This window comes from Bradyrhizobium sp. BLXBL-03, from assembly GCF_051853015.1.
GTDB classification, from domain to species: Bacteria; Pseudomonadota; Alphaproteobacteria; order Rhizobiales; family Xanthobacteraceae; genus Bradyrhizobium; species Bradyrhizobium manausense.
In genome coordinates this window covers 2062517-2075904 of record NZ_CP182470.1, presented here as the reverse complement: position 1 = coordinate 2075904, position 13388 = coordinate 2062517, and the positions used below count along the sequence as shown (strand labels likewise).

Sequence of the window (13388 nt, the reverse complement as noted above, 5' to 3'; positions counted from 1 at the left end):
GCGCAGGCCTCGCCAAGAGGAGGACATCGTTTGGTCAGGTCGCCCACAGCAAGTTAGCCTCACCCGTGCGCGGCGCTTCTTGGCAGTAAGACTTCACCGTCCCGGACGGGGCGCCACGCCTTCTTGAGGACGTCGGGGAACATGATCGCCGGCAGACCCATCGCGTTTGGATCGATTATCCTTTGGGTAGTCGAAGAAAACATCGCTTACCTGCTCGAGCGTGGCGCGTCCGGGCTTGCCGTAGCCTACTACCGATTGAGCACAAAGTCGAATTCGACATCATTATTCGTCGAGTCCTTGCCAAACTTTCGTCCGGAATTGATCACGGCCGCAGCATGAGCGGCGGAGCCATACAGGCCGGCGACGTAGCTGAAGATTGCGCTCCGGTCGTTGCGGCACTATCGAATTGATTCTTGCTGAAATGGTCGGATAGATGTCTGATCGCGGCAGCGTAACCTTGGGGAGCGAGAGTGATGGCGAACGCCCTCGACATTTATAAGGCTTATCCGACGCGATCACAGCTCGATCTGAGAGCGGCACAGTACGTGCGCATGTCGACACAACGGCAGCAATACTCGATTCAGAATCAGGCTGCAGTGATTGCATCATACGCGCACGCCCATGGCCTGACAATTGTACGGACCTATCGCGATGAGGGAGAGAGCGGTCTTCACATCAAGAACAGGGCCGGCCTTATCCAGCTCATCAAGGATGTTCAAACAGGGGAAGTCGATTTTGGTCATATTCTGGTTTATGACGTGAGCCGCTGGGGCCGCTTTCAGAACGTTGACGAAAGCGCGTACTACGAATTCGTCTGCAAACAGGAAGGCATCAATATCGCGTATTGTGCGGAGCAATTTGATAATGATGGCAGCGTGCTCTCCAGCATCATCAAGAATATCAAGCGCGTAATGGCAGCGGAGTACAGTCGTGAGCTTTCGACCAAGGTCCACGCGGCGCAATGCCGGTTCGCTCGACTTGGCTTCAAGCTCGGAGGTCTCCCTGGCTATGCTCTTCTGCGAGAGCTTGTCGATCAGAGCCATCAGTCTCGGGGCGTGCTGAAGAAGGGGGATCAGAAGTACCTCGCGACTGATCACGTCCGACTGCGGCCTGGCATCCCCGAGGAAGTAGCCGTGGTGAGGTGGATCTTCGAGCGATTTCTGCAAGTAAAGTCCGAAGTGATTATCGCGCGGGAGCTAAACCAGAAGGAGATACTCACGAGCACAGAAGGTCGGTGGACGCGTGCAGCTGTTAACACGGTGCTTAGAAACGAGAACTACATTGGGAACCTGACGTTTAACCGTCGATCGCGCAAGCTACGGCGGAAGGCTATCTGCAATCCTCCCGAGCTTTGGATTACCAGCGAGGGATGTATCGAACCGATCATTGAACGCGACACGTTCCTCAAAGTGAAGAAGATCATTGAGGAACGGCGTGTCGACCTCACTGAAGAGGAGATGCTTGCCCGACTACGCAAAACGCTGGTCAAGGAAGGACGTCTGAGCTCTGCTATCATCGCTAGCGCGGTAGGCCTTCCCTGCGCCTCCACCTATCAGACTCACTTCGGCAGTATGATGAACGTGTATCGGCTAATCGGCTACACTCCGAAGCGAAACTATGAATTCCTTGAGTCGCGCCCGCTGTGGGCCGAGCAAAAGGCCAAGCTCGGCTCGCAAATTGCCACGGTCATCCAAAAGGCCGGCGGCCGAACCGTCTCTCGGGAGGAGATGGGTTACTTGCGCGTGAATGGATCGGTCAACATCTCAATTCGAGTCGCCCTCTGGTGCGGAAGGCAAGACCGCGCGCCGTACTGGTCCATCAAGCGTGAGGCACGCTTGCCTCCCGGGTGGATTGCCGCGGCCAGGATGGCTGAGCATAACAAATCGGTGCTTGATTACGTACTGCTGCGGACTGGCCAGAAGGTAAAACGAACTATGACGTTTTCTGAAAGGGCTCGCATTCGCCGTGGAATTGCTCGGTTCGAAACGGCTAATGCTTTAGCACGAGGCATCGTCAAGCAAGTAGTTGATTCGGACCGTTCCTCCCGAGTGCCTTCCGGTAATCTATCGAGACCAAAGCAGCCCGCGGCGAAGAACCCTCATGCGCGGCGCTGATCGAACGTAAGTAAAAGACTTCCGCGAAGCAATGCTCTACAGTCTGATCAGCCTCGCCACACCACCAGCAGCACGTTCGCTTTGTCCGCGGAACTGCGATCGCGCCCGTACCGAAACTTCAGCTCCGCCATATTCGAGCGAGTAAGCAATTTGGAGAACACTCCTCTCCGCACTGCGCGCGCACAACTGTCTGCGCGGACACGCAACACCCGATTATTGCGATTGGTTGAACAGGAAATTCCCAAGCTGATGGCACGAACGACCCTAAGCTAGGAGCGCTCCTCCCGAGTATTATCTAAGCTTTTGATTCTTCTCGCTGTCCCGCGCCATCAGAGCCTCGTGTGCACCGGTCGCGCGCGGCCAGATTGCCCCTCAACCAAGTTTACCAGCCGCTCGCTGAGATCGACGTTACATAGTCGGCCGATATCCTCGCCGACATCGGACAGACGATCCAGTCCGGCTCGGTGAGTCGCAAGATGCCGCGCGGAACCATGATCGCGTTAACACCGGAGAGATTCGGCGCCCCCCCCGATCTCTTTGCGCTCAAGGACGGCCGATGACGGATCCTACCGAGCAAGCCATACCTCCTAAAATAGACAACAGGTATACTATAGTAATAGTTTGTGTTTGAATTAGCGAATACAAACAAGGAAATTGCTGGGTGAAGAATTCTAAAGTTCAGCGCGTGCCGGTAACGGCCGCGCCGCTTCGCCAACAGGTCGCAAGCAATCTGCGAACCGCAATCATCGACGGCCGTTTCCAACCCGATGAGCGGTTGAAGGAAGGCGAGCTGTGCGCGTGGACGGGTGTCAGCAGGACGGCGGTGCGCGAGGCTTTGCGGCAGCTTGAAGCCGAGGGCATCGTCGACAACATCCCCAATCAGGGCCCCGTAGTGGCGCGGGTATCGCCCGACGAGGCGCGGCAGCACTATGAGGTCAGGGCCATGCTGGAAGGCCTGACCGCGAGGACGGCCGCCGAGAAGATTTCGGAAACGGAACTCAAAGAATTGCTCCGCCTCAAGCGGGAGCTCGACCGAGCCTTCAAGTCGAGCAGCATCGCCAAGGTGCTCGAGTGCAAGAACCAGCTCGACGAATTCCTGATGAGTGTTTCAGCCAACAACGTCGTCAGAGGCTTCGTGAGCGTCATTCGCGCACGCCTGAGTTATCTGCGCCCCATCGTTCTGTCGCAGCCCGAGCGCCTCAAGGAGAATGCCGTCGAGGTCCATGCAATCATCGACGCGATCATTGCGCGGAAGCCGCAGGCGGCGTGGAACGCCGCCGTCAATCACGTCAACATGGGCACCGAGGCGACGCTCAAGGTGCTAGAGCAGCTCGAAAGCGGCTGCGGCGCATCAGGCCGCCCTGGACGCCGAAGCCGCGCTTCGCGCAAGGCGTCCGCGAGGACGGCCGCGCCGCGACGCGGCGCCGAACAATCCGGTCGGGCGCGTGACTGTGTAAGGACCGTGTCGCCGGCTGTGGTGCCCGCTCGCTATCCGCGTTCTGCCCTGAGGCCGTTTTCCCGCACAACCTGCCCCCAGATCTGGGCCTGCTCCGCGTAGAATTTTCGCATGTAGTCCGGGTCGCTCGCAGCGATCGTCAGCCCCATCGCGTTGATCCGCTCCGTGACGCTGGCTTCCTTCAGAACCGCACCCATCTCAGCGTTGAAGCGTGCGATCATCGGCTTCGGCGTCTTCCCGGGCGCGTAGAGGCCCCACCAGGGCGTCGCAACGAGATCGGGGATTCCGCTTTCGACGAGCGTCGGTACATCGGAAAGCGTCGGATGGCGCGTCGCGCCGGTCTGGGCAAGAGGACGCAGTAGCTTGGCGTCGATCTGGCTATTGAGCACGGTCGTCGCCGCGATGATCAGGTCGATATGTCCCGCGACCGCATCGTTCACAGCGGGCGCGGCTCCCTTGTAGGCCACGTGGCTCCACTGCGCACCGGAGCGCTTGGCGAGCAGCAGCATGGTGAGATGGCCAAGACTGGCCGTGCCGGCGGAAGCGAATGCGAAGCCGCCCTGCTTGGCTTTCGACGCCGCCATCAGCTCGACCAACGTCTGATATGGGCGCGACGGCTGACAGGCGATGATGTTCGGCGCCGTCCCGACGAGCATGACCGGATCGAGGTCGGTTTCGGAATTATAGGACAGGCTCGGCTGCGTCACCGGATTAGTAGCATGCGTATCGAACACGAACAGCCAGGTGCGGCCATCCGGCGACGACTTTGCCACCGCCGCCGCACCGATGCTGCCTGCCGCACCCGGGCGATTTTCGATGATGATTGTCGTTCCCGGCCGCTGCTGCAGACCCGGCTGGACCAGACGGGCGATCGCGTCCAGCGTCCCACCGGCGGGAAACGGGATGATAAATTTCATCTGACCCGCCGGCCATTCCTCAGCCTTGGCGACGGCGGACGTGGTGACAAAGGGCGCGGCGAATGCGCCCGCGATCACGGCGCGTCGAGTGAGCCTTCCCATGAGCTTCTCTCCAGGTGATGATCGAGAACAGAGGCTTTCGGACAAAACCGTTCGTGCACGGAAGGTCGAAGGCTACGACGGCGCACGAGCGCGCCGTCGCTCTATCCTTGTTATCGTTGCGCAAACGTCGCAATGGGCCCTGCGACCGGCTTCCCGCGATGCCAGATCGCCGAGATCTTGTGGACGTTGGCGATGTCAGCCGAGGGATTGGCGTCGAGCACGATGAGATCGGCAAGCTTACCCACCTGCAAGACACCGCGGTCGTCCAGCTTGAGCAACTTGGCCGCACCGCTCGTCGCAATCGTCAGCGCTTGCAGCGGTGTGAGGCCGGCCTCGACCATGAGATCGAGCTCACGATGTTCGGCAACGCCAGGAAAACGCAGGCCGACGCCGGAGTCGGATCCGAACCCGATCCCGATGCCCGCCTTGTAAAGCGTCATCAAATTCTTCTGGTTCATCGCCAGCGCCTTGCGCGCGCGCTCCGAACCGGGAGCATCATGAACCTTCTGTTGCCATGCCGGATCTTCCAATTGCGTCTTCACCGCAGGATCCAGCGCCCGGTTCACGAACGGATCGGCCGAGACCTTCGGCTTGTCCGCGAAGATGAAGTTCGAATCGTCCAGCGCCAGAGTCGGAACATACCAGGCGGCGTTCTTCTTCATGAGCTCGATCGTCGACGGATCGACCTCCTTGTCGCGGATGCCGTGCGCCAGGATGTCCGCGCCGGCCTTCAGCGCTGCCTGTGCATCTTCGAGGTCGTTGATGTGGAAGGCGACGCGAAGCTTGTACTTGGGGGCCTCGTCCACTGCGGCGGTGTAGACCTCCGGCTTCACCTTGACCGGCAACAGCTTGCCGAAATCGTCGAGCCAAATCTTGATCAGATCGGTCTTGCGTCCGGCCATCTCCCTCACCGCTTCGCGCGCGGCGTCCGGCGTATCCGGACGATAGATCTGGCTCGGGCCGACCGGGACGATCGCCGCCGGCGGCGCTCCCATTGCGACCCCGATGCCGCGGTCCGCGCCGAAGATATCAGCACCAGGCGCCTTGCCGGCATGCAGGTCCGCTCGCAAATCGTAGAATTCGGGTGCGTTCAGGCCCAGCGACGTGATCGTGGTGATGCCAAAGGCCTCCCATTGCCGAAGCTGGGACAGGATGTAGTCGCGATTATAATTGTCCGGACTTGCCTTGAGGCCCCTGACGATGCCGACATGAGAATGATCCGAAATCATGCGCCTCGACGGTCGGCAAAAACCAACCAGGACTTCTAAGCCGCAGTCCGGCATAGAAGGTATTGAAACCCTGCTCGGCTATCCCCTAGATTGTGCTACAGAGCGGCAGGACGTTCGGGTGGCACAAAATCCGAAAGTAGTACTGGAAGAAATCGAGAAGGTGCTTAACAGGGCGCCTGATGCCAAAGCTTTGCGCGAGATCCGCAAAACCCTCGATGAGCCCGCTTTTTTTGCCGTTTTGAGTGAATATCTGAGGGGGGTGAACGACCCCGACACCAAGGCGGAGATACTAAGCGCCCTCATCACGATTTCCCGGCACTGTAGCGACAAAAGCGCTGAGAGAAAAAACCAGCTTACCAACATCAGGTATGGTATTGGTAGTGGAACTGCATTAGCCGCGTCCGGATTAATCGGCTTGGCTGCTGGAGCACCAATTCTCCTGATTGCGGTCTTTGCAGGTGTCTGGATTGCTGGAATGTCGGTATCGAAAACCGGCGCCTAAGCGAGGAAGAACAAATCTACGCGGACATCGCCGGGCGAACTACGAAGATTCGGGAGAAGTTCGATGCTACGTGACTTTCAGTATTACTTCTGGGACGGGTCAGTTAAGAGCGTCCTATCGCTCTTTGCGGCTTTCCTCAGTGTAGCAGCGGCAGCGTATTCAACTCTTCTCCTCAGAAGGATGACACTCCGTAGTCACGGGCTTGAGAATGAGTTCGAGGCCCAGGTCGGCGCATGGATGCACGACGCTCGAATTAACTACGCAAAAGAGCAGTCCGGCAATTCCGATAAGAAGTCTCGTAAGTCGCCGACTCGCCCTTCCCCGACGACCTAATGGCGGTTGCTCGCCCACATCGTGTTTGCGGTGACAGTGCAGTCCAGTGCACTCAATTGAGCGCACCTCTCCCGATCAGCCGAATTTGGTGCCATCCATTGCTGATCTATTTGAGCGGAATGGAACCGGCCGCGGCCCTCGTTGCGGCCTGAGCCGGTCCGCGATCGTTCCGCCAAACTAAATATAGCCCGCACGAGGCGGGCAACCGCCCCGACCGTTGCCGAGCACCTGTTCTTGGAACTGCTCGATCGCGCATGGCGCATCGCAAACCTCTCCGTCGGCAGCCAGGTCCCCCTTCGCAAAGCCGAAAGGCGGGACCATATCGGAGCCAGAAGAGGCCTTGTCACCCCCGGGCGACATCATCCCGGAATGGTGGGCGAGATCATCTCGGAACGGTGGGCGAGATCATTCTGGAATCGTGGGCGACATCGAGCGGAATCAGCACCTTTACCCTCATTTCAACTTGGTGGCTGTTCGTGAGACGGCCTAGCCTTGGCCAAAGCCCAATAGTCATCTGCGAGGGTCCGAAGTCGCTTACCACCTTCCGTGCCACCCACGGCTTGGTTTACGGCCACACAGACGCCAAGAACGGCGTGACAAGCAAACTTCAATGTTTCGTCCAACTCTCCCGGCTCCTCGGAAGGGAAGGCGGACAGCGTGAAATCTCCCTCGCTATCCCAGGTTACGTAACGGCTCAAGCATGGGCCGATAGATGGACGGACTCGCTTGAGAGCACCTGATATAGAACATAGACATCCTGCATGGACCCGTCTTCTGCAATTTTCTTTTGGTTTAGTACGGGGGCCTTCGGATATTTCTTGTCTATCTCCGTAGCAAATTGCATGAGCCTCTTCGCAAACTCCGGCGCTTCATCTTGCTTGCTTGCCAAATCAATCATACCCTTCGCCTGCCTCTTCCGGTTGGCTGCGTCATCCAGCTCCACCGCTTTCATGAACTCGTCCGCCCTCTGCGCCAACATGGCCTCTTCAGTGAGTAGTTTTGCCAGCTTCTGATAGCGCTCGATGCTCTGGAAATTCTCCGGCAGGCGGAGCTGGCTCTTCAAAGCGGCCAATTCACTTGCCAGGAGATGCGCCAGTTCGTTGGCAAAGATGACCGGAAGCGGAATCTGAAGCTGGACGATTTTTTCGAGATAGGCCCGGCCACGATCCTCGGCCTCTGAGCCATTGGCGCCGCCTGTATGACACGTTTGGAATCGTAAGCCAGCACGTAGGAAATACCCGGAAAATCAGCGACGGACCGGACCAGCTGAGCGACGGTCCGGATCTCGTCATCTTCAACGCGGTCAAGTTCATCGATCAGAACGACGATCGGAACATCAACCGCCGCCAGCTCTTTCATGAGCCGGGATTTGAGCCCGGTGAGACTTTCATCGCTCTTGACGGCCTCCTTGATAAGACCGCTCCCGCCTTTGATGATAAGGCCCAGCAGGGGAATCCAGGTTGCCGCGGCAGGGGCGATAAGCTCACCATATTTTGCGATCGTCGCACCAATTTTCTTGAGCGCTCACTGGCTTTTGGATCGGCGTTGATGGTGCGGATCAGCTCGCTGATGAATTCGGATATCAGGTCATTCCGTCCCGACACGAGCCACGGATTGAAGCTGACCACCAGCGCCTGCGGGTAGCTTTCCTTGATATGTTGGCGCAAAAGATTGAGGACGGATGATTTGCCGCTCCCCACGCCCCGGTGATGCCGATCGCGATGCCGCGAGATTTGCTGCTGCCCTTGTCGATGAGTGCGTTCGCGAGGCGGCGGGCGAAATTCATCCTGCCGAGAGCATCCTCACTTGCTCGCTCAATAGGGCGTTCGGGCTGGCCTGGCGAGTCGTCAGAAGGGTCTTTCACGGCCATCGCGCAATGCGTCCAAGTCAAGAATGGCTTTACGTAGGCCTGCAGGATAGGTCACGAACAGCCGCAAGGCGAGATTGGAAAGAACGCTTGCTCAGGTCACTAGCTTTTCCAATGCACCGAGCTCAAAGACCATCGCCCCGGCGGCTTCCACCAATTGAATGCGGCCTATTCCAGAAAAATTCGCGGTTGCCGGTGGCGGCTTCGGCATACTGATCAATAGCTACGATGATCGCCTGCACGTGGTGATAGCACCAGCCCTCGTGCACGCCGATGCGCCGCACTTCGGCCAGGGCCTTGAGAAACGGCGGCTGATCTGTGCTGTCCGTAAAGGGCTGAAGCTTCTTCAGCTGGTCGCGCTGGGTGCAGAGATTTTCGATTTTGGCCTGCATGCGGCCGAGCAGGGCTTCGGCCGATGCCGTACCAATACCGGCGCGCTGGAGCAGAAGGATCTCCCTGCGCTGCCGCCCGACCTGCGCGCGCATGCGCTCGATTTCACCCCAGATGAAGTCAATGTCCGGCATGTCCCGGCTCTCAAATCTCGAAAGCCGGCATGAGAACAAAAAGGGAACATATAATCAAGTTAAACGTTGGAAGGCCAGACGATCTGGAGGTGGAAATGGCTGACAACACCGAGAGAAAGACCCCGAGGACTGGGTTTCCGGCGATAACCCGATGACGGGAGCGCAGGCCTCGTACCTGAAGACCCTCAGTGAGCAGGCGCATAGTCCCGCGACCGGCCGAAAGCTGACCAAGGCCGAGGCATCTGAGCTGATTGACCAGCTTCGCGAGCAGGCCGGTCTGGAGAAATAGCCGCATCAGTCCACAGGGCGTGAGCGGAACAGGTGGACAAGCCGCAGCTCCTTCATTTGCGAATCCCTGCCTTGTGATAGCCCGCCGGAACGGGAGGCGGCCGATCCGGATTCCTCCCGCATGGAGGAGTAAGCCGAATGCTGATGACGAGAGAGCGGCGGCCCGCGATCCGTACGGTCGAAGGCTGGGCCCGCAACATCTTGCTGGAAGCGGGCGCCATCCAAGAAGGCGAAGAACATGGTTGGATGAAGGATCACGCCGATCCGCACGCCCATGAACGCGCTCGGACCCTGGCTCGTGAAGAACCGGCTTTCGGGCTTTCAGCTGAAGAGGCCGTCGCCGCCATTGACGAGATGCTGCCCTCGATCGGCGATACTTGCCCGGAACGCTTGCCCGACCGCTGAATGGACGGACCTGGACGCAAGGAGATTTTGTCTGCACCCAGCAGAAGCATTTCCATTCCAGGAATACCAGCACGCCCGGGGCAGTTCGGCTGCAAAGAATCACGACGAGACCGGTGAGCTAAGTACATCGCAAATTCCGCCCAAGCCGGGTCAGGAAATTCCGGCAGAGGCTTGCCTTCAAGCCTTTCCAGGTGCGAACCTCCGCAACCCGAGGGGAGCATCATGGTCGGCGTCGATTACAGCGCGTGGATGGTTCAGGACGGCGAGCTACGGCGACGATTCATCTACACGGATTCAAAAACCAGGAAATACATCGCCACAATCTATCTCGACTGCAAGATTGAGCAAGGCGCCGGCGAACCGCTCACCTTCCTCTCTTTCATGTTCACGCCCTTCCGAGTCGTTGACGGCCTCGATCTAGGCCTGTCGCTTGCGCCTCTCGACGGCGGCCGCCCCGCGCCGGTGGGAGTGAATGTCACCTCGGTTGATGATGGCCAGGGTGCGCTGATGTCACCGCGCACGCCGCAGGGGTTGAGACTGCTGCTCTCCCACCTGCTTAACGGCAGGCAGCTAAAGTTTGGCATCTTCCAGGGCCCTGAGCAGTTCGTAGACATGCCGTTTTACAACGACCCAGAATTTGCCGAACTGCATCGATCGCAAGTCGCTGCGCTGACGACGAGGAAGGGAAGTATGTTTCTGGCGAAGATTACAGGAGTAATCCCCAAGGGCATGAACCTGCCGGCCGCACCGATCGAGACGCGAGAATTCGACAATATTACTGCCGCCAAGCAGTGGTTGCTCGGTGAAGCGCTGAGCAATCTTCCAACACCGGTCAACAATGTCGAGGTCTTCGAGAACGGCCAATCGGTCTGGCGCGAATGGCACTGGAGCCATGACGCCCTTTTTGTCTTGAAGGGACCGACGTTCTCTTCAGTGTCAGACAGGCAGGAGGGAAGAAACCACCAGCCACCTGGTCTGTCGCAACTGGTCGTGCTTCGCACTGATCCGGCGCCCTCAGCGACGAACCAGCCGGAAGCGATCCCATCCTCGAGATTTGGTACGTTCAGGCTTCGGAGCACGTTGCATCATTCTTGTGGCCCCTAAGTGGCTCATCATGATCGACGAGTTCACGGCGACAATTCGAGCACATAAAAAGGGCCGCCTTTCGGCGACCCTTTTGCCGGTCGCAATTGGGTTCGCGTTGAATGCCAGCCCCGGCGACAGCCAGGTTAAAATTTCAAAGCGAATTGCCGGGGCGATATGTAGTTGGCCACCTTCCCAAAAAGAGTTGGGCCAAGGACATCGTGCACTTTGTCTGCCGGAATCCAATCGGCTCTCTTAACTTTTGAATCCGTGAGATTCAAGGTTTCGCTCTCGATTGCGCGAAATCCGACATAGTGGACATCGACTCCTGAAACCGGGTGGCGTCTCTTGCCAATGACAAATGCGTCAGCCGCAACTACGCCCGTTTCTTCACGCAACTCCCGGCGTGCCGCATCTGGAACGGTTTCCTTCTTCTCGACCTTGCCTCCAGGAAACGCCCATTTCGGACAGTGCTGGTCATCGTTGGAGCGCTCGATAACAAGGACGTCCCGGCATGGTCCGCGATCGCGAACCACGACGGCCAACGCTACTTTTTTCCAGTCGCCCTTGTTCCGCATCGCGCTCGACCACCAGCATTCGGGCAATGTGATCAATCCCAGTTTCACTACGCGCGGTTCGCCGTTTTCGCAAGAGCACCGGCCGCTTTTCCTTCAGCCAGATGCAAAAATGCATCACCACAATCACGAGGTGCATTCGGTGGATTTTTCAAATAAAATCCGCGCATTAGGACGGCAGCGCTTGCGTCCTCAAGAACTTCTCAACCTCGGGGGAAAGGTGGGCTCCAACGGCCCGGATTGCACGGAGTATGGGCGTCCACTCGACGGCCGAGTTTTCTACGGGATCTCCATTGATGATCTGCAGATCGCCGGCTGGTTCGAGATGGTAGTAGACACAGTGGAATTTGGTCAGGGGGTGCACGCGCTCCCCAATCTTTCCTATTACAGTGCAAGCTATGCCGGCCTCTTCCTGCACTTCCTTCTCAATGACGTCGACTTCGACGTCCGTGGGTAGCTTCTTCCCCGAAGGAAACATCCAGTTTAGTCCTTCGTTGTTCTTGTTGCGCTTCACAAGGAGAACCTTGCCCTCACTGCAAACAATGCCGATGACAATACGAAACGACGCCACATTGGTTTCTTCGATGACCTCGGCCAGTCCCCGATCCCTCGTCGTCTTGTCGCGCATGCCGAGACGCAAAGCTTCTGCTTCCTGGATGGATGCCAGTTCTTCGGCCGATAGTGGTGGATCGCTCGAGCGACGCAAGCCGGCGATGGTCAGCTGGCCATGTCTCTTCGGCAAGGTTATCACCCCGATCGGATCGATTGCAAAATAGTCCATTTCCGAGGTGCGCTCACCTTCCATATGTTGCTTGAGAAGAATGGCTGCTGTTTCGGTTATCCAGATTCTGCCCGGCGGAGTGACAGGCTCGATCCGAGCAGCGGTAACAACGCTGCGTCCATAAAATCCAGGTCTACCCGTGAGGCGATCGTCGCCTTCCCTCATCTCCCCGTGATGCACCGAGATCCGTATATCAAGCTTGGGTAAATCCAGCCGCGCCCACCGCAGGTTCTTGAAGAGATCCTGCAGAGTGAGTGCCGCTTCGCATATCTCCGCGATTTGATCGGACACCAGGACGATCCCGTCGCCCCAGGTGTTGCAATGGCGAATGGACAAATCCTTTATTCGATCGGCAATGATATCCAAAACCTTTTCGGAAAAAATGCGCATCTGCGCATCATTGAGGGAACTATAGCCCTTGACGTCGGCGAACAGAATACTCGCCGCTCTCCAACCATCAGCCATCAATCTGCTCCCACTATTCCCTGTAGTTAAAAATGCGCGCCAATTCCAGAGCGCGATGCTATTCATTATACAACCAGCCTACGGACAACATTGGTCTCTTGAACCAGCTCCAATGACATTTTTAAATTGCTTGAAGGAGTTTACCGGAAGGCTCTCGTCATTGTTGATGCTCAGTTTGAATCAGAGGCAGCATACACCTCCGCCTAGCGACGGAAAGAGGCACAGCCACACCAATGTTTCAGCCTGGCCACTTGGCACGACTGAAGACGATGACGGGACATCAGCGCAGATTTTGTGCGTTATGTGTGCGCAATCGAAGAAAAATCGCGCGCCACCTTGGCTATGCAGTGCGAAACTTTAGCACAACGATCTTGGTCAGCCGCGTTGGAAAAATTCAGGACCACCTAGCGCCGCATATCGACAAAGCCGGTCCTCAAGCGTGGATCCAGCCCGGCGCAAGAGAGGAATACAAGCGGAAGGGCAGCCTTGAACGGTGGACGCACAACACGTAGGCGCGATCCTTGTCTGATCATGATTGTTATCCCAAAGGTGAAAAATGCGATGCGACGTCGGCGCACAATCATCGTTTGCGGCAGGCGCGCGAAGTCTGCGCGCGCTCTGTTACAGCGTCGCGAATGAGATGCTACGTCTCTGGACAGCGCAGGGCCTGGAGACACAAGCCGCCATCGCGGCCGTTCTCAACTAACCCGCCTCGACGCAAGAGCCACTTTTACATTATTTTTTTAA

Annotated in this window: 14 protein-coding genes; 6 read left to right on the top strand and 8 right to left on the bottom strand. The window is 57.8% G+C overall.

Annotated features, from left to right (window positions below; genetic code table 11):
• Nucleotides 1-473: 473 nt before the first annotated feature.
• The gene (locus ACNJX9_RS09920; protein WP_439408621.1) at nucleotides 474-2114 is read left to right on the top strand and encodes a recombinase family protein; all 1641 of its coding nucleotides are present in this window, start codon (nucleotides 474-476) and stop codon (nucleotides 2112-2114) included.
• 685 nt (nucleotides 2115-2799) lie between these two features.
• The gene (locus ACNJX9_RS09915; protein WP_439408620.1) at nucleotides 2800-3672 is read left to right on the top strand and encodes a GntR family transcriptional regulator; all 873 of its coding nucleotides are present in this window, start codon (nucleotides 2800-2802) and stop codon (nucleotides 3670-3672) included.
• On the opposite strand, the gene ACNJX9_RS09910 is transcribed toward ACNJX9_RS09915, so the two are convergent.
• Both ACNJX9_RS09910 and ACNJX9_RS09905 read right to left on the bottom strand, forming a co-directional pair.
• Nucleotides 3603-4589, bottom strand: coding sequence for a Bug family tripartite tricarboxylate transporter substrate binding protein (locus ACNJX9_RS09910; protein WP_439408619.1), 987 nt, complete (start codon nucleotides 4587-4589; stop codon nucleotides 3603-3605). The genes ACNJX9_RS09915 and ACNJX9_RS09910 overlap by 70 nt on opposite strands.
• A gap of 110 nt (nucleotides 4590-4699) precedes the next feature.
• Nucleotides 4700-5818, bottom strand: coding sequence for an amidohydrolase family protein (locus ACNJX9_RS09905; RefSeq protein ID WP_439408618.1), 1119 nt, complete (start codon nucleotides 5816-5818; stop codon nucleotides 4700-4702).
• Between ACNJX9_RS09905 and ACNJX9_RS09900 the strand changes: the two genes are divergently transcribed.
• Nucleotides 5817-6320, top strand: coding sequence for a hypothetical protein (locus ACNJX9_RS09900; protein ID WP_439408617.1), 504 nt, complete (start codon nucleotides 5817-5819; stop codon nucleotides 6318-6320). The two genes, ACNJX9_RS09905 and ACNJX9_RS09900, sit on opposite strands and share 2 nt — an antisense overlap.
• 1027 nt (nucleotides 6321-7347) lie before the next feature.
• On the opposite strand, the gene ACNJX9_RS09895 is transcribed toward ACNJX9_RS09900, so the two are convergent.
• From ACNJX9_RS09895 to ACNJX9_RS09880, 4 genes are all read right to left on the bottom strand, one after another.
• Nucleotides 7348-7725, bottom strand: coding sequence for a hypothetical protein (locus tag ACNJX9_RS09895; protein ID WP_439408616.1), 378 nt, complete (start codon nucleotides 7723-7725; stop codon nucleotides 7348-7350).
• Complete coding sequence (locus tag ACNJX9_RS09890) at nucleotides 7713-8066, bottom strand: P-loop NTPase fold protein (RefSeq protein WP_439410039.1); 354 nt, start codon at nucleotides 8064-8066, stop codon at nucleotides 7713-7715. The genes ACNJX9_RS09895 and ACNJX9_RS09890 overlap by 13 nt, the downstream gene beginning before the upstream one ends.
• Nucleotides 8009-8353, bottom strand: coding sequence for a P-loop NTPase fold protein (locus tag ACNJX9_RS09885; protein ID WP_439408615.1), 345 nt, complete (start codon nucleotides 8351-8353; stop codon nucleotides 8009-8011). Before ACNJX9_RS09885 ends, ACNJX9_RS09890 begins: the two co-directional genes overlap by 58 nt.
• A 292-nt stretch (nucleotides 8354-8645) precedes the next feature.
• Complete coding sequence (locus ACNJX9_RS09880) at nucleotides 8646-8912, bottom strand: hypothetical protein (RefSeq protein ID WP_439410038.1); 267 nt, start codon at nucleotides 8910-8912, stop codon at nucleotides 8646-8648.
• A 283-nt stretch (nucleotides 8913-9195) separates the two neighbouring features.
• Here ACNJX9_RS09880 and ACNJX9_RS09875 point away from each other — a divergent pair, with 283 nt between their 5' ends.
• From ACNJX9_RS09875 to ACNJX9_RS09865, 3 genes are all read left to right on the top strand, one after another.
• Nucleotides 9196-9333, top strand: coding sequence for a DUF3072 domain-containing protein (locus tag ACNJX9_RS09875; RefSeq protein WP_439408614.1), 138 nt, complete (start codon nucleotides 9196-9198; stop codon nucleotides 9331-9333).
• Nucleotides 9334-9470: 137 nt separating this feature from the next.
• Complete coding sequence (locus ACNJX9_RS09870; protein WP_439408613.1) at nucleotides 9471-9737, top strand: hypothetical protein; 267 nt, start codon at nucleotides 9471-9473, stop codon at nucleotides 9735-9737.
• Nucleotides 9738-9959: 222 nt separating this feature from the next.
• On the top strand, nucleotides 9960-10841 hold the full coding sequence (locus tag ACNJX9_RS09865; RefSeq protein WP_439408612.1) for a hypothetical protein: 882 nt from the start codon (nucleotides 9960-9962) through the stop codon (nucleotides 10839-10841).
• Between the two features lie 125 nt (nucleotides 10842-10966).
• On the opposite strand, the gene ACNJX9_RS09860 is transcribed toward ACNJX9_RS09865, so the two are convergent.
• Both ACNJX9_RS09860 and ACNJX9_RS09855 read right to left on the bottom strand, forming a co-directional pair.
• On the bottom strand, nucleotides 10967-11434 hold the full coding sequence (locus ACNJX9_RS09860) for an NUDIX hydrolase (RefSeq protein WP_439408611.1): 468 nt from the start codon (nucleotides 11432-11434) through the stop codon (nucleotides 10967-10969).
• Nucleotides 11435-11564: 130 nt separating this feature from the next.
• A complete protein-coding gene (locus ACNJX9_RS09855) occupies nucleotides 11565-12641 on the bottom strand; it encodes an NUDIX domain-containing protein (RefSeq protein ID WP_439408610.1) in 1077 nt (358 codons plus the stop codon).
• Between the last annotated feature and the right edge of the window lie 747 nt (nucleotides 12642-13388).

Excerpts from the sequence above, each read along its gene's own strand:
- ACNJX9_RS09920 (WP_439408621.1), top strand. The coding sequence starts at position 474 with ATGGCGAACGCCCTCGACATTTATAAGGCTTATCCGACGCGATCACAG.
- ACNJX9_RS09910 (WP_439408619.1), bottom strand. The coding sequence starts at position 4,589 with ATGGGAAGGCTCACTCGACGCGCCGTGATCGCGGGCGCATTCGCCGCG.
- ACNJX9_RS09900 (WP_439408617.1), top strand. The coding sequence starts at position 5,817 with ATGCGCCTCGACGGTCGGCAAAAACCAACCAGGACTTCTAAGCCGCAG.
- ACNJX9_RS09905 (WP_439408618.1), bottom strand. The coding sequence starts at position 5,818 with ATGATTTCGGATCATTCTCATGTCGGCATCGTCAGGGGCCTCAAGGCA.
- ACNJX9_RS09880 (WP_439410038.1), bottom strand. The coding sequence starts at position 8,912 with ATGCAGGCCAAAATCGAAAATCTCTGCACCCAGCGCGACCAGCTGAAG.
- ACNJX9_RS09875 (WP_439408614.1), top strand. The coding sequence starts at position 9,196 with ATGACGGGAGCGCAGGCCTCGTACCTGAAGACCCTCAGTGAGCAGGCG.
- ACNJX9_RS09870 (WP_439408613.1), top strand. The coding sequence starts at position 9,471 with ATGCTGATGACGAGAGAGCGGCGGCCCGCGATCCGTACGGTCGAAGGC.
- ACNJX9_RS09865 (WP_439408612.1), top strand. The coding sequence starts at position 9,960 with ATGGTCGGCGTCGATTACAGCGCGTGGATGGTTCAGGACGGCGAGCTA.
- ACNJX9_RS09855 (WP_439408610.1), bottom strand. The coding sequence starts at position 12,641 with ATGGCTGATGGTTGGAGAGCGGCGAGTATTCTGTTCGCCGACGTCAAG.